This is a genomic window from Klebsiella sp. JN_Kp121 (genome assembly GCF_040062145.1).
Lineage (GTDB): Bacteria > Pseudomonadota > Gammaproteobacteria > Enterobacterales > Enterobacteriaceae > Klebsiella > Klebsiella aerogenes.
Genome location: NZ_JBEAHX010000007.1, coordinates 185,212 through 202,095, shown reverse-complemented (window position 1 = coordinate 202,095; position 16,884 = coordinate 185,212). Strand labels below are relative to the sequence as shown.

General features: G+C 57.4%; 15 protein-coding genes. 6 read left to right on the top strand and 9 right to left on the bottom strand.

What is annotated here, in order from left to right; translation table 11 throughout:
- The first annotated feature begins 28 nt into the window (after nucleotides 1–28).
- Complete coding sequence (gene gltS, locus ABLU86_RS12385) at nucleotides 29–1,231, top strand: sodium/glutamate symporter (RefSeq protein ID WP_015703819.1); 1,203 nt, start codon at nucleotides 29–31, stop codon at nucleotides 1,229–1,231.
- Nucleotides 1,232–1,345: 114 nt separating this feature from the next.
- On the opposite strand, the gene glpK is transcribed toward gltS, so the two are convergent.
- The gene (gene glpK, locus ABLU86_RS12380) at nucleotides 1,346–2,857 is read right to left on the bottom strand and encodes a glycerol kinase GlpK (protein ID WP_015369131.1); all 1,512 of its coding nucleotides are present in this window, start codon (nucleotides 2,855–2,857) and stop codon (nucleotides 1,346–1,348) included.
- A gap of 21 nt (nucleotides 2,858–2,878) precedes the next feature.
- Complete coding sequence (locus tag ABLU86_RS12375) at nucleotides 2,879–3,727, bottom strand: MIP/aquaporin family protein (RefSeq protein ID WP_015369132.1); 849 nt, start codon at nucleotides 3,725–3,727, stop codon at nucleotides 2,879–2,881.
- Between the two features lie 438 nt (nucleotides 3,728–4,165).
- On the opposite strand from ABLU86_RS12375, the gene zapB reads away from it, so the two are divergent.
- The 4 genes from zapB to ABLU86_RS12355 all read left to right on the top strand — a co-directional run bounded on the left by zapB (nucleotide 4,166) and on the right by ABLU86_RS12355 (nucleotide 7,857).
- Entirely contained in the window at nucleotides 4,166–4,411 is a 246-nt protein-coding gene (gene zapB, locus ABLU86_RS12370; RefSeq protein ID WP_020077673.1) for a septal ring assembly protein ZapB, read from the top strand.
- 153 nt (nucleotides 4,412–4,564) lie between these two features.
- On the top strand, nucleotides 4,565–5,554 hold the full coding sequence (locus tag ABLU86_RS12365; protein ID WP_015369134.1) for a sulfate ABC transporter substrate-binding protein: 990 nt from the start codon (nucleotides 4,565–4,567) through the stop codon (nucleotides 5,552–5,554).
- Between the two features lie 169 nt (nucleotides 5,555–5,723).
- Complete coding sequence (locus tag ABLU86_RS12360) at nucleotides 5,724–6,488, top strand: CDP-diacylglycerol diphosphatase (RefSeq protein ID WP_348796287.1); 765 nt, start codon at nucleotides 5,724–5,726, stop codon at nucleotides 6,486–6,488.
- Between the two features lie 64 nt (nucleotides 6,489–6,552).
- A complete protein-coding gene (locus ABLU86_RS12355) occupies nucleotides 6,553–7,857 on the top strand; it encodes an SLC13 family permease (RefSeq protein WP_032709408.1) in 1,305 nt (434 codons plus the stop codon).
- A 98-nt stretch (nucleotides 7,858–7,955) separates the two neighbouring features.
- Here the strand turns inward: ABLU86_RS12355 and tpiA are convergent, their stop codons facing one another.
- Both tpiA and ABLU86_RS12345 read right to left on the bottom strand, forming a co-directional pair.
- Entirely contained in the window at nucleotides 7,956–8,723 is a 768-nt protein-coding gene (gene tpiA / locus ABLU86_RS12350) for a triose-phosphate isomerase (RefSeq protein WP_002922909.1), read from the bottom strand.
- A 108-nt stretch (nucleotides 8,724–8,831) separates the two neighbouring features.
- Nucleotides 8,832–9,431, bottom strand: coding sequence for a DUF1454 family protein (locus tag ABLU86_RS12345; protein ID WP_015369137.1), 600 nt, complete (start codon nucleotides 9,429–9,431; stop codon nucleotides 8,832–8,834).
- A 112-nt stretch (nucleotides 9,432–9,543) separates the two neighbouring features.
- Here ABLU86_RS12345 and ABLU86_RS12340 point away from each other — a divergent pair, with 112 nt between their 5' ends.
- Nucleotides 9,544–9,972, top strand: a complete 429-nt coding sequence (locus ABLU86_RS12340) for a DUF805 domain-containing protein (RefSeq protein ID WP_015369138.1) — start codon at nucleotides 9,544–9,546, stop codon at nucleotides 9,970–9,972.
- Here the strand turns inward: ABLU86_RS12340 and fpr are convergent, their stop codons facing one another.
- The 5 genes from fpr to spoT all read right to left on the bottom strand — a co-directional run bounded on the left by fpr (nucleotide 9,973) and on the right by spoT (nucleotide 16,870).
- On the bottom strand, nucleotides 9,973–10,719 hold the full coding sequence (gene fpr / locus ABLU86_RS12335; RefSeq protein ID WP_015369139.1) for a ferredoxin--NADP(+) reductase: 747 nt from the start codon (nucleotides 10,717–10,719) through the stop codon (nucleotides 9,973–9,975).
- A 95-nt stretch (nucleotides 10,720–10,814) separates the two neighbouring features.
- Nucleotides 10,815–11,825 carry a class II fructose-bisphosphatase gene (gene glpX / locus ABLU86_RS12330; RefSeq protein ID WP_045359298.1) on the bottom strand — a complete coding sequence of 337 codons (1,011 nt, stop codon included), beginning with the start codon at nucleotides 11,823–11,825 and terminating at the stop codon, nucleotides 10,815–10,817.
- A 51-nt stretch (nucleotides 11,826–11,876) separates the two neighbouring features.
- The gene (gene recG / locus ABLU86_RS12325; protein WP_015703814.1) at nucleotides 11,877–13,958 is read right to left on the bottom strand and encodes an ATP-dependent DNA helicase RecG; all 2,082 of its coding nucleotides are present in this window, start codon (nucleotides 13,956–13,958) and stop codon (nucleotides 11,877–11,879) included.
- 5 nt (nucleotides 13,959–13,963) lie between these two features.
- A complete protein-coding gene (gene trmH, locus ABLU86_RS12320) occupies nucleotides 13,964–14,653 on the bottom strand; it encodes a tRNA (guanosine(18)-2'-O)-methyltransferase TrmH (RefSeq protein ID WP_015369142.1) in 690 nt (229 codons plus the stop codon).
- 96 nt (nucleotides 14,654–14,749) lie between these two features.
- Nucleotides 14,750–16,870: a bifunctional GTP diphosphokinase/guanosine-3',5'-bis pyrophosphate 3'-pyrophosphohydrolase gene (gene spoT / locus ABLU86_RS12315; protein ID WP_015369143.1), complete on the bottom strand. Its 2,121-nt coding sequence runs from the start codon at nucleotides 16,868–16,870 to the stop codon at nucleotides 14,750–14,752.
- Nucleotides 16,871–16,884: the final 14 nt, after the last annotated feature.

Sequence of the window (16,884 nt, the reverse complement as noted above, 5' to 3'; positions counted from 1 at the left end):
ATCATGCGCCCATAAGGAGCTCTTTTTTATGTTGCATCTCGATACCTTATCGACGCTCGTTGCCGCAACCATGGTGTTGCTTTTAGGGCGAAAGCTCGTTCAGAACGTCCCATTCCTCAAAAAATATACCATTCCTGAACCCGTCGCCGGCGGCCTGCTGGTGGCGCTGGCGCTGCTGGTTTTGAAAAAAAGCATGGATATCGAAATCGATTTCGATATGAGCCTGAAGGACCCGCTGATGCTGGCGTTCTTCGCCACTATCGGCCTTAACGCTAACCTTGCCAGCCTGCGGGCGGGCGGCAAAGTGCTTGGCACTTTCCTGATTGTGGTGGTGGGCCTGCTGCTGCTGCAGAACGCTCTCGGTATCGGCATGGCGAAGCTGCTGGGGCTGGATCCGCTGATGGGTCTGCTGGCCGGTTCTATCACGCTTTCCGGCGGCCACGGCACCGGGGCGGCGTGGAGTAAATTGTTCGTTGAGCGTTACGGTTTTGCCAATGCCACCGAGGTCGCCATGGCTTGCGCAACCTTCGGCCTGGTGCTCGGCGGCCTGATCGGCGGGCCGGTGGCGCGTTATCTGGTGAAGCACTCTTCCTCGCCGGACGGTACACCGGACGACCAGCTGGCGCCGACGGCGTTTGAGAAGCCGGATATGGGCCGCATGATCACCTCGCTGGTGCTGATTGAAAGTATTGCGTTAATCGCTATCTGCCTGACCGTAGGGAAGGTGGTTGCGCAACTGCTGGCGGGTACCGTGTTTGAATTACCGACCTTCGTCTGCGTGCTGTTTATCGGCGTGATCCTCAGCAACGGCCTGGCGCTGGCTGGGCTGTATCGCGTGTTTGACCGCGCGGTATCGGTACTGGGCAACGTCAGCCTGTCGCTGTTCCTCGCGATGGCGCTGATGAGCCTCAAGCTGTGGGAACTGGCGTCGCTGGCGCTGCCGATGATTATTATTCTGGCGGTACAGGCGGTGGCGATGGCGCTGTATGCGGTGTTTGTGACTTACCGGATGATGGGTAAGAACTATGATGCCGCCGTTCTGGCAGCCGGTCATTGCGGGTTCGGGCTTGGCGCGACGCCGACGGCGATTGCCAATATGCAGGCGATTACCGACCGTTTTGGCCCGTCGCATATGGCTTTCCTGGTGGTGCCGATGGTGGGGGCGTTCTTTATCGACATCGTCAACGCGCTGGTGATTAAGCTGTACCTGTTGTTGCCGATATTTGGCTGATAAAAAACCCGGAGGCGGTGCTGCGCACCTGTCCGGGCTACAAGATCGTGCTGTTTGGGGTTTTGTAGCCCGGCTAAGGCGTTTACGCCGCAAGCCGGGAATACCTCCACAATCTTACGCTTCGTCGTGCTCTTCCCACGCTAACGCGCGTTTCACCGCTTTCTTCCAGCCGCTGTAGCGGAAATTACGCTCGGTGGTTTCAATACCCGGGCGGAACTCACGTTCAATCACCGCTTTCTCCTGCAACTCGTCGAGATTTTGCCAGAAGCCGACCGCCAGACCTGCCAGATAGGCGGCGCCCAGCGCCGTGACTTCACGCACTTCCGGGCGTTCCACGCGGGTGCCGAGAATATCGGACTGGAACTGCATCAGGAAGTTGTTGGCTACCGCGCCGCCGTCCACGCGCAGGGCGTGCAGACGAATACCGGAGTCGGCCTGCATCGCTTCCAGAACGTCACGCGTCTGATAGGCGATAGATTCCAGCGTGGCGCGGATAATATGGTTGGCGTTCACCCCGCGGGTCAGGCCGAAAATCGCGCCGCGCGCATACGGATCCCAGTAAGGCGCGCCAAGACCGGTAAAGGCCGGTACCACATACACGCCGTTGGTGTCCTTCACCTTAGTGGCGAAGTATTCAGAATCGAAAGCATCGTTGATGAGTTTCATTTCATCACGCAGCCACTGAATCGACGCTCCGGCCATAAACACCGCGCCTTCCAGCGCGTAGTTCACTTCGCCGGTAGGGCCGCAGGCGATGGTGGTCAGCAGGCCGTGGGTTGAGGTGACCGCTTTTTCACCGGTGTTCATTAACATGAAGCAGCCGGTACCGTAGGTATTTTTCGCCATCCCTTCTTTCACACACAGCTGGCCAAACAGCGCCGCCTGCTGGTCGCCGGCGATGCCGGAGATAGGAATACGGGTGCCGCCTTTACCGCCGATGTTGGTCTGGCCGTACACTTCAGAAGACTTACGCACTTCCGGCAGCATGGCGCGCGGAATATCCAGCGCGTCGAGCATTTTGTCGTCCCAGTCCAGTTCATGGATGTTGAACAACATGGTACGTGAGGCGTTGGTGTAGTCGGTGACGTGCACGCGCCCCTGGGTCATTTTCCAGATAAGCCAGGTATCCACGGTACCAAACAGCAGCTCGCCGCGCTTGGCGCGCTCGCGGGCGCCTTCGACATGGTCAAGGATCCACTTCACTTTGGTGCCGGAGAAGTACGGGTCCACCACCAGGCCGGTGGCTTTGCGGATGTACTCTTCCATGCCGTCGCGCTTGAGCTGCTCGCAGATATCCGCGGTGCGGCGGCACTGCCAGACGATGGCGTTGTAAATAGGCTTACCGGTCTCACGCTCCCAAACGATGGCGGTTTCACGCTGGTTGGTGATGCCGATGGCGGCAATTTCGTCGGAGTTGATATCGGCTTTCGCCAACACTTCGACCAGCGTAGAGCTCTGCGAGGCCCAAATCTCCATCGGGTCGTGCTCAACCCAGCCTGGCTTCGGATAAATTTGTTCGAATTCACGCTGTGACACGCTGACGATATTGGCGTCGTGATCCATCACGACGGCGCGGGAGCTGGTAGTGCCCTGGTCGAGCGCAACGATATATTTTTTCTCGGTCATAATTGGTGTCCCGTAGTCAGATTACAGCGAAGCTTTTTGTTGCGACGCGGAAGAAGCGGATTCTTTTTCTTCCTCGACGCAGGTGTCGCAAGGCAGATGGCGGCCAATGAATTTGCGGTAGCTGAATGCGCCCAGCGCCGCGCCGACCACCGGTGCGCACAGCGGCACCAGGAAATAAGGAATATCTTTGCCGCCGGTGAAGGCGACGTTACCCCAGCCTGCCAGCCAGGCGAAGGCTTTCGGTCCGATATCACGCGCCGGGTTCATCGCGAAGCCGGTCAGCGGACCCATAGAAGCACCGATAACGGCAATCAGCAGACCAATCAGCAGCGGCGCCAGCGGGCCGCGCGGCACGCCGTTGCCGTCGTCGGTCAGCGCTAAAATCACGCCCATCAGGATAGCGGTAATCACCATTTCTACCGCGAAGGCCTGCACAAAATTGATATGCGGGTTAGGGTAGGTCGAGAAGATACCGGCGAGCTCAAGGCTTTCCACGCTGCCGCGTACCATGTTGTGGGTGTGTTCGAAATCGAAGAAAAGATTGTAATAAAGCCCGTAAACTAATGCCGCAGCGCAAAAGGCGCCAGCGAATTGCGAAATAATAAAAGGAACAACTTTGCGCCCATCAAAGCAGGCGAATAACCATAAGGCGATGGTGACTGCCGGATTAAGGTGCGCGCCGGATACGCCCGCGGTCAGGTAGATAGCCATAGCCACCCCCAGACCCCAGATGATGCTGATTTCCCACTGACCGAAGCTGGCTCCTGCGACTTTGAGCGCAGCTACGCACCCAACGCCGAAAAAGATCAACAACCCGGTACCGAGAAACTCTGCGATGCACTGGCCTTTTAATGTTGATGTCTGGCTCATAATCGGATCCTGAAGCGAAGTGATTATTGTAAGTATGTTGGTCGCGGACGACCACGGTGCCTTGTAGGCATAGTGTTAATTTATCGTTAACGAGCATAAACGAGAAATATCGAAATTTAAATTTGTGTCCCTCGTCAAGAAAATGAGCGTTTTCGCGCCATAAACGCGTGTTGCGGCACATTTACCCACCTTTTTCTGCGTATTTTGTTATCTCATTGATTAACAATCGCCAGAGAAGTTCGGGGCAATTGCCGCGAACGCACCAGGTAAAGACTGAAAAGTGTTGCAAACCGCAATCTGCGCGGGTTGTCGCTGGACAGGTGAGGCGGGGATTCATACAATCGACGACAACACCGCTATTGTGCGCTAATTCGTTAAGGCGGGACCGCGTATACGAAACACGAGTTTCTATCAACGCCTTGCAAGATCAGGAGAGGTATGACGATGTCATTAGAAGTGTTTGAGAAATTAGAATCTAAAGTTCAGCAGGCGATTGATACCATCACTCTGTTGCAGATGGAAATCGAAGAGCTGAAAGAAAAGAACACCACGCTGGCGCAGGAAGTGCAGAGCGCGCAGCACGGCCGCGAGGAGCTGGAGCGTGAAAATAGCCAACTGAGAGAACAACAGCAAGGCTGGCAGGATCGTCTGCAGGCGCTGCTGGGCCGCATGGAAGAAGTCTAATCGCTTCCCGCCCCTTCCCGCCCGGGAAGGGGTTTTCTCTATCCCCCCGCTTTATATCTCCAGGTTATAGCCAATCTTTTTTTATTCTTTAATCATTGATTCGCTTTCTGGCACGCTTAGTTCATCACAACACGACATAAAGAGAGCGGTGCGATGAATAAGTGGGGCGTAGGGTTAACTCTGTTGCTGGCATCCGCCAGCGTGCTGGCAAAAGATTATCAGCTGTTAAACGTATCGTACGATCCGACGCGCGAGCTGTACGAACAGTACAATAAAGCGTTTAGCGCGCACTGGAAGCAGGAAACCGGCGATAACGTGGTGATTCGTCAGTCGCACGGCGGCTCCGGCAAACAGGCGACGTCGGTTATCAACGGGATTGAAGCGGATGTCGTCACCCTGGCGCTGGCCTACGACGTAGACGCCATTGCTGAACGTGGTCGTATCGATAAAAACTGGCTGAAGCGCCTGCCGGATAACTCCGCGCCGTATACCTCAACCATCGTGTTCCTCGTCCGTAAGGGCAACCCAAAACAGATCCATGACTGGAACGACCTGATTAAACCCGGCGTATCGGTCATCACCCCGAACCCGAAAAGCTCCGGCGGCGCCCGCTGGAACTATCTGGCGGCATGGGGCTATGCCCTGCATCAGAATCACGGCGATCAGGCTAAAGCGCAGGAGTTCGTGAAAGCGCTGTATAAAAACGTTGAAGTGCTGGATTCCGGCGCGCGCGGTTCCACCAACACCTTCGTGGAACGCGGGATTGGCGACGTGCTGATTGCCTGGGAGAACGAAGCGCTGCTGGCGACGAAAGAGCTGGGCAAGGACAAGTTTGAAATCGTGACGCCGAGCGAGTCCATTCTGGCCGAGCCGACGGTTTCCGTCGTCGATAAAGTGGTGGATAAGAAAGGCACTCGCCAGGTGGCGGAAGCGTACCTGAAGTATCTCTACTCGCCGGAAGGCCAGGAGATTGCGGCGAAGAACTTCTATCGTCCGCGCGATCCTGATGTGGCGAAGAAATATGCCAACGAGTTCCCGAAATTGAAGCTGTTTACCATCGATCAGGAGTTCGGCGGCTGGACGAAAGCGCAGAAGGAGCACTTCTCCAACGGCGGTACCTTCGACCAGATTAGCCAGCGTTAATCCTCTTGTCCCTGCTTGCGCTACGCTTAGCAGGGCTACAATTCTCCGCCCTTTGGTAGCCCGGGTAAGGCGTCAGCCGCCACCCGGGATAACTCCCCGCCCGTCATCTGTTTTTATTTAGTCATCAAATTACGTTACTCTTCCGGTTCAGGCTTAACAGGGAACAATAATGAGAAGAGTAAGATACCTTTTATGGGTGCTGCTGGTGGTTATTCTGGCGGCTTTGGCCGGCGGCTACTATTGGCTGCATTCCGGCAACCCGAACGCGTTACGTCATATTGTCCTGCAGCAGTGCGTACCCAATCAGCAGCAACATCAGAACCCGTCGCCGTGCGCGGAAGTGAACCTGAAAGGCGGCTACGTGTTGTTTAAAGATCGCAATGGCCCGCTGCAATATCTGCTAATGCCGACCTACCGTATTAACGGTACCGAAAGTCCGCTGCTGTTGGATCCGTTAACGCCGAATTTCTTCTGGCAGGCCTGGCAGGGGCGCGAAATTATGAGCCAGCGCCGCGGCGCGCCAATTGATGATAACGCGGTATCGCTGGCGATTAACTCGCGCAGCGGGCGCACGCAAAACCACTTCCATATTCATATCTCCTGCCTGCGTCCCAATGTCCGCGCGCAGTTAGATAATGATGCGGCGACGATTAGCAGCCGCTGGCTACCCTTGCCGGGCGGTCTGCAGGGCCATCAATATCTGGCGCGTCGGGTAACGGAAACCGAGCTGGCTCAGCGCAGCCCGTTCCTGATGCTGGCGGAAGAGGTACCGGAAGCGCGTGAACATATGGGGCGTTATGCGTTAGCGATGGCGCGGCAAAGCGACGGCTCGCTGGTGCTGTTGGCGACAGAGCGTAATTTGCTGACTCTCAACCGTGCTTCGGCGGAAGAAATTCAGGATCATAGCTGCGCAATTCTTAACGCAAACCACTAGTTCTGGCGTTTACCTGTCTTTCCTGTCGTCGTATTCTTGCTGAAAAAAACGACAGGAGACAGGCATGTCGCTCTGGCTAACCCACCCGCTGTTCCTCCCTTCGCTGATCGTCGGCATCACCATTGTGCTCTGGGCGACTTCGCTGTTACCGGAATTTATCACCGCGCTGCTGTTCTTCGCGGCGGCGATGATGACCAAAATCGCTCCGCCGGAGGTGATCTTCGGCGGTTTTGCTTCCTCGGCGTTCTGGCTGGTGTTCAGCGGCTTTGTGTTGGGGATCGCCATCCGTAAAACCGGACTGGCGGATAGAGCGGCGCAGGCGCTATCGGCGCGGCTCACCGACTCCTGGCCGCGGATGGTCGGCAGCGTGGTATTACTGAGTTATGCGTTGGCGTTCGTGATGCCATCAAACATGGGGCGCATCGCGCTGTTGATGCCGATTGTGGCGGCGATGGCCCGGCGCGCGGGGATAGCCGACGGCACGCGCGGCTGGTACGGCCTGGCGCTGGCGGTGGGCTTTGGCACCTTCCAGCTATCTGCGACCATTTTGCCTGCTAACGTGCCAAATCTGGTGATGAGCGGGGCGGCGGAAGGCTCTTACGGGATCCATTTGAATTACGTTCCCTATTTACTGCTGCATACGCCAGTGCTTGGCTGGTTGAAAGGGGCGGTGCTGGTGGCGCTGATCTGCTGGCTGTTTCCCGGCAAGCCGCATCCGCCGCGCGAGCTGGCGCCGCAGGCGCCAATGAGCCGCGATGAAAAGCGTCTGGCGTGGCTACTGGCGGTGGTGTTGACGTTATGGGTGACCGAAAGCTGGCACGGCGTCGGCCCGGCGTGGACCGGCCTGGCGGCAGCGGTGGTCACGCTGCTGCCGCGAGTAGGATTTATCAGCGGTGAGGAGTTCGCCAGCGGGGTGAATATGCGCACCTGCATTTATGTTGCCGGCATTTTGGGACTGGCGATTACCGTGACCCAAACCGGGATTGGCGGCGCGGTGGGTAACGCGCTGCTGCAGGTGATGCCGCTGGATAAAGATAATCCGTTCACCAGCTTCCTGGCGCTCACCGGAATTACCAGCGCGCTGAATTTTATTATGACCGCCAACGGCGTCCCGGCGCTGTATACGACTTTTGCGCAGAGCTTTGCCGACGCGACCGGCTTTCCGCTGCTGAGCGTGATTATGATTCAGGTGCTGGGTTATTCCACGCCGCTGCTGCCATACCAGGCGTCACCGATCGTGGTGGCGATGGGATTAGGTAAAGTCCCGGCGAGAGCGGGGATGTTGCTATGCCTGGCGCTGGCGGCGGTGAGCTATTTGATTTTGCTGCCGCTGGATTACGCGTGGTATCAGCTATTGGGGAAATTGTAGCGGGAAAATAAAACCCGGCTTGCGCTACGCTAAGCCGGGTTATTACTCGTGCGAATTTTTCAGCAACCCCGGCGGCGTTTCACTACCGGGAAAGCGAATTACGCTTTTTTCGCCGCTTCTGCAGCTTTAACGATCACCGCGAAAGCGTCTGCTTTCAGGGATGCGCCGCCAACCAGCGCGCCGTCGATGTCCGGCTGGGTGAACAGCTCTGCGGCGTTGCCGGCGTTAACGGAACCGCCGTACTGGATGATGACCTGCTCAGCGATTTTAGCGTCAGCTTTAGCAATGTGGTCACGGATGAATTTGTGTACCGCCTGAGCCTGCGCTGGGGTAGCGGATTTACCGGTACCGATAGCCCATACTGGTTCATAAGCGATAACCACGCCTTCAAAAGCGGCTGCGCCCTGAGTTTTCAGCACCGCGTCGATCTGACGCGCGCACACTTCTTCCGTTTTGCCCGCTTCGTTTTCAGCTTCGGTTTCACCGATGCACAGAACCGGCGTCAGACCCTGCTCTTTCAGTACAGCGAATTTCTTCGCGATCAGTTCGTCGGATTCTTTGTGGTAGGTACGGCGTTCGGAGTGGCCGATGATGATGTACTGCGCGCCGATATCTTTCAGCATTTCGGCGGAGGTTTCACCAGTGAATGCGCCGGACAGATTCACGTCAACGTTCTGCGCGCCCAGGTGGATGTGGCTGCCTTCTGCCGCACGCTTAGCCAGGTCGAGATACATTTCCGGCGGCGCGATTGCCACTGCACAGCCGCTTACGCCGGCCAGTTCAGTACGCAGGTTAGCAACCAGTTCGTTTACCATGTGGCGGCTGCCGTTCAGTTTCCAGTTACCCATCACTAAAGGATGTCGCATTTTAATTCTCCACGCTACTAAGCGAATTAAGGAATATAGCCGCCCCAGAGGGCAGCATGGTCTGTGAAACAGTATAGAGACTCGTCACTGGAAAGGCTTTGCTTTTTGTCATTTATTGTTGTCTTCCAGCGTTTCAGATAGCGCCAGCTTAATCGGTTCAATGGCGAAAGTTAGCCCCTTTTCCCCGTGATCTGCCACTACATAGCGCACCGCGCCTTCGGTTTCGGTGTAGTAGCGTTTGCCTTTGCCGGCGGTCAGCAGTTTTTGCAACTTTTGCTGGCTCTGCAGTGGACTTAGCGTCGGTACAAAAGCGCGGAGAATAGCGCTCATATACTCCTGCGCTTTCGCTTTCGCCGCTTTTTGCTCCGGCCCCTGAATCGGCAGCCAGGTTATCTGCATCGATTTAATCTTTAGCGTGCCGCGCTCCAGCGCGGTAGAGGCATACAGATTCTCGTTAATCTTGGTAGCGGCGCGGGTCAGGTTGGCTTTATCGCGGCTGGAGGCGATGGAACGAAACTCGTTAAGCGGCAGTTTCGGATTATCGGCATTAAATTTCTCGCGGAACTCGCTGATGCTGACATCAAAAATCGGCGCGCTGGGTAAAAGATAGGGGGCGGTGGCGGCGGATTCTGTTTCTGCGGACAACGCCATCGGGCCGACAGATAACGCTGTCAGCCCAATCAAACTTAAGATTGCCCACTTCTTCATGCCTGTCTTTCCTTTTTTTGCCTGCCGACGATTAAAACGGGAACCGTCACGCTTGTCAAAAAGTGACGCCTTCAGGGTAAACTACGCGAATGATGATGATAAGGAATAAAACATGACCCTACAGCAGTGGTTATTCTCAATTAAAGGCCGTATTGGCCGCCGGGATTTCTGGATTTGGATCGTTATCTGGGTGTTGACCATGAGCGCGCTGTTTACCCTCGCGGGCAGCAATTTGCTGAGTTTACAGACCGCGGCGTTTATTCTCGTCTGCCTGCTCTGGCCGACGGCGGCGGTGGTGGTGAAGCGTCTGCACGATCGCGGGAGATCCGGCCTCTGGGCGCTGCTGATGATTCTGGCGTGGATGCTGCTGGCGGGTAACTGGGCGATGTTGCCGCAGGTCTGGCAGTGGGGCGTCGGGCGCTTTGTACCGACGCTGATTATCGTCATGATGTTGATCGACCTGGGCGCGTTTGTCGGCACCCAAGGCGAAAATAAGTTTGGCAAAGAGACGCAGGATGTCCGCTGGAAAGCGGACGCCTGATTACCAGTAGTGCTCTGCGGTCATATGGCCCGGTCGGCGACGCAGATGTTTGGTCATCTGCCGGGTCTCTTTCAGCAGCTGCTGGGTATCACGCACCATCTGCGGGTTACCGCACAGCATCACGTGGCTGGTATCGGCGGTCATAGCCAGGCCGACCGCCTCTTCCAGCGCGCCGGTTTCAATCAGAAACGGCACCCGGCCGGTCAGCGAACCTTCCGCTGTCTCGCGGCTAACCACGGTCTGGATACGCAATTTGCCGGCGTAGCGCTGCTCCAGCTCGCGCATTTGCGGTAAATAGCTGAGGTCGGCTGCGTAGCGCGCCGCATGCACCAGCACCAGGTTTTTGAAGCGATCCAGGTCTTTCCCTTCTTCCAGAATCGACAAATAGGGGCCGATCGCCGTACCGGTGGCGAGCATCCACAGCGTGTCGCAGTCCGGCACCTCTTCCAGCACGAAGAAACCGGCGGCTTCGCTGACTATCTGAACGTCGTCCCCGGGTTTCAGCGCGGCCAGTCGCGGGCTGAGTTTACCCTCCGGAACGGTGACCAGGTAGAACTCAAGATCGGGATTGCTGGGGGCGTTGACGTAGGAGTAGGCGCGCTGCACGCGCTCGCCGTCAACATCCAGGCCCAGTTTAGCAAACTGCCCTGCGGTGAACGGCTCAACGGGCGCGTGAATGGTGAGGCTAAACAGTGCATCGGTCCAGTTTTGCACTTTTACAACTTTACCTGTAACCCAGTTTGCCATTGCGTCTCTCCTCTCAATCTCGTCAGTCTATCTTCACCGCGACGGGAGAAGATTTCCAGCCCGAAAAGGCTGGAAAGCTCGATTGATCAAATGTTTTACAGGATGTGTTGCTGGACGTCCGGGTCTTTTCGGTCGAGGTAATGAATCGACTGAATACGGCGGATAGTCCGCGATTTACCGCGGATTAGCAGCGTTTCAGTGGTCGCCATATTGCCCTTGCGGGTAATGCCGTCCAGTAGATCGCCTTTGGTAATCCCGGTGGCGGAGAAGATGACGTTATCGCTGCGCGCCATTTCATCAAGACGCAGCACTTTGCCCGCTTCGATGCCCATGGTTTTGCAGCGCGCCAGTTCGTTTTCACCGATACGGCGGTTCTCTTCGCTGTCGCCCTTCACGTGGTGGCGAGCCAGCAGGCGGCCCTGCATATCGCCGTCCAGCGCGCGGATCACCGCCGCCGAAACCACGCCTTCCGGCGCGCCGCCGATGCCGTACAGCACGTCGACTTCGCTATCCGGCATACAGGTCAGAATAGAAGCTGCCACGTCGCCATCGGGGATTGCGAACACGCGTACACCCAGCTGCTGCAGTTGCGCAATGACCGCGTCGTGGCGGGGTTTTGCCAGCACGGTGACGGTCAGTTCGCCAAGCGGTTTGTTCAACGCGCGGGCGATGTTGTGCAGGTTCTCTTCCAGCGGCAGATTGAGATCGATGGCGCCTTTGGCGCCGGGGCCGACAATCAGCTTTTCCATATACATATCCGGCGCGTTGAGGAAGCAGCCTTTATCGCCAACCGCCATCACCGCCAGCGCGTTGGCCTGGCCCATGGCCGTCATGCGGGTGCCTTCAATTGGGTCGACGGCGATATCTACCGCGTCGCCTTTGCCGGTACCCACTTTTTCGCCGATATAGAGCATCGGCGCTTCATCGATTTCGCCCTCGCCGATGACAATGGTGCCGTCGATATTGACGAGGTTAAGCATAATGCGCATGGCGTTAACCGCTGCGCCGTCGGCGGTATTTTTATCGCCGCGGCCCAGCCATTTATAACCCGCCAGCGCGGCGGCTTCGGTGACACGCGAAAATTCGATGGCCAGTTCTCGTTTCATAATCCACTCGTTGTGTAGAAAAGTTGCCCGTAGCGCGGCAAGAAGGACGCGCTACGCGTTGGAATAGCGTTCGGTTTCCGGCATCCAGCGCTCAATCAGCGCCTGTGCCTGCAGCGGATAGCGTTCGTGAATATGGCGAGCAATACGCTGAACATCGGGGATCATGGCCTGATCGCGCAGCAAGTCCGCTACTTTAAATTCGGCGTTGCCGGTCTGGCGGGTGCCGAGAAGCTCGCCGGGGCCGCGGATTTCCAGGTCTTTCTGGGCGATGACGAAACCGTCGTTGCTGTCGCGCAGCACCTGCAGGCGCTTCTGCGCCGTTTTGGAGAGCGGCGATTTATAGAGTAGCACGCAGTGGGAGGCGACGGCGCCGCGCCCAACGCGCCCGCGTAGCTGGTGCAGCTGCGCCAGACCAAGACGCTCCGGGTTTTCAATAATCATCAGGCTTGAGTTAGGGACGTCAACGCCGACTTCAATCACCGTGGTGGCGACCAGCAGGTGCATCTCGCCCTGCTTGAAGGCCTGCATCACGGCCTGTTTCTCCGCTGGTTTCATCCGCCCGTGGACGAGGCCGATATTCAGTTCCGGCAGCGCCAGCTTGAGCTCTTCCCAGGTGGCTTCCGCCGCCTGGGCTTCCAGCAGATCGGACTCTTCAATCAACGTACAGACCCAATAGGCCTGGCGACCTTCCTGGGTGCAAGCGTTACGCACGCGGTCGATAATGTCGCTGCGGCGCGTGTCCGGGATAGCGACGGTCGTTACCGGGGTACGGCCCGGCGGCAGCTCATCGATAACCGAGGTATCGAGATCGGCATAAGCGGTCATCGCCAGGGTGCGCGGAATCGGCGTAGCGGTCATGATCAGCTGATGCGGGTGGAAGCCCTGCTGCTGGCCCTTTTCCCACAGCGCCAGGCGTTGATGAACGCCAAAGCGGTGCTGTTCGTCGATAATCACCAGCGCCAGGCCGTTAAACTGCACCTGCTCCTGAAAAATGGCGTGGGTGCCGACAATCATCTGCACTTCACCGTTGGCGATGGCTTCCTGCTGCGCCTGGCGCGCTTTGCCTTTCTGTTTGCCAGCCAGCCAGCCGACTTCAATGCCCAGCGGCGCGAACCAGCTGCGGAAATTATTGGCGTGCTGCTCGGCCAGCAGTTCGGTCGGCGCCATCAGCGCCACCTGCTTACCATGGGCGATAGCGCGCAAGGCGGCCAGCGCGGCAACCAGCGTTTTACCGGATCCGACGTCGCCCTGCACCAGGCGCATCATCGGCACGTCCAGCGCCATATCGCGCTCGATCTCCGCGGTGACGCGCGCCTGCGCACCCGTTGGTTTAAAGGGCAGGGAAGCCAGAAGCTGGGTTTTCAGCGTGTCGTTGGCGCTGAGCGGCAGCGCATGGTAGCGCTGGGCGCCGGCGCGAAGAGCCAGCATGCTGAGATTATGCGCCAGCAACTCTTCCAGGATAAGACGCTGCTGTGCCGGATGTTTACCGCTCTCCAGCTCGCTGAGCTGTAGCGACGGCGGCGGGCGGTGCAGCGTACGCAGCGCCTCCGGCAGGCTCATCATCCCCTGCGCCAACTCCGGCGGCAGCAGTTCGCTAATCGCGCAGGTTTCCAGCAGCTCAAGCGCCTGATCGGTGAGTTTGCGCAGCGTCGCCTGCTTAATGCCTTCAGTGGTTGGGTAGACCGGAGTGAGGGTTTCCTGCAGCTCCGGGGTGCTCATATCGCCCTGTACGCGATATTCCGGGTGGATCATCTCGGCGCCAAACTTGCCGCGTTTAGCTTCGCCGTAGGCCAGCACGCGACGACCGGTCGCCAGGCTGTTTTTCATCGCCGCGTTGAAGTTGAAAAAACGCATGGTCAGGATGCCGGAGCCGTCGCTGATCTGACAGGTCATCATCCGGCGGCCGCCGAAGGTGATATTGCTGTTGAGCACTTCACCCTCTACGGTTGCGTAGACGCCCGGCAGTAGTTCGCCGATTTGATACAGGTGGGTTCGGTCTTCATAGCGTAGCGGCAGGTGAAGTAGCAGGTCCTGAACCGTATGCAGACCGATTTTCGCCAGTTTGCTGCTCTGTGCGGCGCCAACGCCGGTCAGCGAGTTGAGCGGGACGGCATCTAACAGGCGGCCTGACATTGGATTTACCTCGCCGCCTGCATCGTTGCCCACCACGAGGCATCGGCTTCGACTTCACCCTGCTCGTTGACGTGGGGATAAGGCAGCCCTTTTTGTTTGGCGACGCGCGCCAGCACCGGGTAACCGCCTTCAAATAGCAGCCGCTGCTGCTCTTCAGGCGGCAGCATGCTATTGGCGCGTTGGTACATTCCAGCGTTCTGCCGCTGACGCTGCGCTTCGTAAAGGATCAGCGCGGAGGCGACGGAGACGTTCAGCGACTGCACCATACCGACCATTGGGATAATGATGTCCTGGTCTGCCAGCGCCAGCGCTTCCTGGGTGATGCCGGTTTTCTCCTGGCCCATCAGGATGCAGGTCGGGCGCGTATAGTCGATTTCGCGAAAATCGATGGCTTTGTCGGAAAGGTGCGTCGCGAGGATTTGCATGCCCCGGCCTTTTAAGTGGCTGACGGCATCGCCGATAGTGCGGTGTGTTTTCACCTGCACCCAACTATTGCTGCCGGCGGCGGCAGAGGCCATGGTGCGCATACGGCTGCCAGGCCAGATGGCGTGTACTTCGTGTACGCCGATGGCGTCTGCGGTGCGGATGACCGCAGAGACGTTATGGGGTTTATGGACCTGCTCCATGCAGACCGTCAGATCAGGCTGACGCCTAGCGAGCATCTCGCAGATACGCGCATAACGCTGTGAATTCATTCTACTTAATCCTTCGAACTGCCTCGGCGTTAGCTGCACTCACTCACCCCAGTCACGTACTTCAGTACCTTCCTGGGGATTCGATTTTTGTAAAAGCTAATTTCGGTTACGAGTGACTTTAATCACGTCCGGCATGACGCGAATTTTGCGCATGATATTCGCCAGATGCACACGATCGCGCGCGGTCAGGCGGATAAAGGCGCTGTAAACGCGGCCATCTTTTTCTTCCGTATTCAGGCTCTGAATATTGGAAGACGCGGTGTTGATTGCGGCCGTCAGGTTAGCCAGCGCGCCCTGGTGGTTGAACATATCCACCTTAATTTCGGCGATAAATTCCTGCGCAGTTTCTTTATCCCATTCGACCGCCATAAACTTCTCAGGCTCTTTCTGGTAGCCGCGGATGTTACGACAGGATTCATGGTGGATAACCAACCCTTTGCCTGGGCTGACGTGGGCGATGATCGGATCCCCCGGAATCGGACGACAGCACTTGGCGAAAGTAATCAGCACGCCGTCGGCGCCCTTGATCGGCAGATGGCCGTGATTCGACGCGTTGGCCGGCACCGGTGCGGCAGAGGCTTCGCCCTGCTGCAGGTTTTTCGCCACCACCACGCTCATCGCGTTACCGAGACCGATTTCCGCCAGCAGATCGTCAAGCGTGGCCAGCTTCATGCGGTCAAGTTCGCGCTGGATGTTCTCTGGCGGGATCTCTGCCAGCTTGCGGCTGCCGCCTAACGCGTGGTTAAGCAGCCGGCGGCCAAGGCTGACCGAATCGTCGCGCTTAAGGTTCTTCAGCAGTTGGCGGATCTTGGCGCGCGCTTTTGAGCTGACGACAAAGTTCAGCCATGCGGCATTCGGGCGTGCGCCCGGCGCGGTAATGATTTCGACAGTCTGGCCGCTGGAGAGTGGTTGCGACAGCGGATAGGGCTGACGGTCGACGCGCGCGCCGACGCAGGCATGACCGATATCGGTATGCACCGCGTAGGCGAAGTCCACCGGCGTGGCGCCGGCAGGCAGTTCGACAATGCGCCCTTCCGGGGTGAAAACGTAAATCTCATCCGGGAACAGATCGGATTTAACGCTCTCGATAAATTCAAACGAGCTACCGGCGCTCTGCTGCAGTTCCAGCAGGCTTTGCATCCAGCGCTGAGCGCGGATTTGCGCGGTCGTGCTGCTTTCGCCGCCGTGCTCTTTATAAGCCCAGTGCGCCGCAACCCCCATTTCCGCCATCTGGTCCATATCTTCGGTACGGATTTGTACCTCGACCGGGACGCCGTGGGGGCCAATCATCGAGGTGTGCAAAGATTGATAGCCGTTCGCTTTTGGAATGGCGATGTAATCTTTGAAACGACCGGGACGCGGCTTGTAGAGGCTGTGCATTTGGCCCAGCACGCGATAGCAGATATCGGGATCGTGAACAATAACGCGGAAGGCGTAAATATCCATGATCGAGTGAAAACGCTGCTCTTTAAGCACCATTTTGCAGTAAATGGAGTACAGATGCTTTTCGCGACCGCTGACGCGGCAGGGGATCCCCGCTTCCTGTAAACGCCCTTCGATTTCAGAGAGGATCTTTTGAATCATCTCTTTACGATTACCGCGCGCTGCTTTAACCACTTCTTTGATGACGCGGTAGCGGTTAGGGTACAGCGCTTCAAAGCCCAGCTCTTCGAGCTCGGTTTTGATGTGATGGATACCTAAACGGTGCGCCAGCGGGCTATAAATTTCCAGCGTTTCGCGGGCGATGCGGCGGCGTTTATCCGGGCGTAGCGAGCCCAGGGTGCGCATATTGTGGGTGCGGTCGGCAAGTTTGATGAGGATGACGCGGATATCCTGCACCATCGCCATGATCATTTTGCGAAAGTTTTCGGCCTGCGCCTCTTTCTTATCGCGGAACTTGAGCTTATCAAGTTTCGACACCCCCTCTACCAGTTCGGCGACGCTTTTACCAAAAAGCTGTTCCATGTCCTGGTAGGTGGCAGGGGTATCTTCAATCACATCATGCAGCAGCGCGGCCATCAGCGTTTCGTAGTCGAGTTTCATCTCGGCCAGAATGCAGGCCACCGCTACCGGGTGCGTGATATAGGGTTCACCGCTTGAACGTGTCTGACCCTCGTGAGCGTCACGTGCAACGAGATACGCCTGCCGAAGGCGCTTGATTTGCTCTTCCGGCAGGTAGTTTTGAATCAGCTGATTCAGGCTTTCAAACAGATACAAGGGCGACCCGCTGT

Bases quoted from the DNA above. Each gene is read 5' to 3' on its own strand.
- gltS (WP_015703819.1), top strand. From the start codon at position 29: ATGTTGCATCTCGATACCTTATCGACGCTCGTTGCCGCAACCATGGTG.
- glpK (WP_015369131.1), bottom strand. From the start codon at position 2,857: ATGACCGAGAAAAAATATATCGTTGCGCTCGACCAGGGCACTACCAGC.
- ABLU86_RS12375 (WP_015369132.1), bottom strand. From the start codon at position 3,727: ATGAGCCAGACATCAACATTAAAAGGCCAGTGCATCGCAGAGTTTCTC.
- zapB (WP_020077673.1), top strand. From the start codon at position 4,166: ATGACGATGTCATTAGAAGTGTTTGAGAAATTAGAATCTAAAGTTCAG.
- ABLU86_RS12365 (WP_015369134.1), top strand. From the start codon at position 4,565: ATGAATAAGTGGGGCGTAGGGTTAACTCTGTTGCTGGCATCCGCCAGC.
- ABLU86_RS12360 (WP_348796287.1), top strand. From the start codon at position 5,724: ATGAGAAGAGTAAGATACCTTTTATGGGTGCTGCTGGTGGTTATTCTG.
- ABLU86_RS12355 (WP_032709408.1), top strand. From the start codon at position 6,553: ATGTCGCTCTGGCTAACCCACCCGCTGTTCCTCCCTTCGCTGATCGTC.
- tpiA (WP_002922909.1), bottom strand. From the start codon at position 8,723: ATGCGACATCCTTTAGTGATGGGTAACTGGAAACTGAACGGCAGCCGC.
- ABLU86_RS12345 (WP_015369137.1), bottom strand. From the start codon at position 9,431: ATGAAGAAGTGGGCAATCTTAAGTTTGATTGGGCTGACAGCGTTATCT.
- ABLU86_RS12340 (WP_015369138.1), top strand. From the start codon at position 9,544: ATGACCCTACAGCAGTGGTTATTCTCAATTAAAGGCCGTATTGGCCGC.
- fpr (WP_015369139.1), bottom strand. From the start codon at position 10,719: ATGGCAAACTGGGTTACAGGTAAAGTTGTAAAAGTGCAAAACTGGACC.
- glpX (WP_045359298.1), bottom strand. From the start codon at position 11,825: ATGAAACGAGAACTGGCCATCGAATTTTCGCGTGTCACCGAAGCCGCC.
- recG (WP_015703814.1), bottom strand. From the start codon at position 13,958: ATGTCAGGCCGCCTGTTAGATGCCGTCCCGCTCAACTCGCTGACCGGC.
- trmH (WP_015369142.1), bottom strand. From the start codon at position 14,653: ATGAATTCACAGCGTTATGCGCGTATCTGCGAGATGCTCGCTAGGCGT.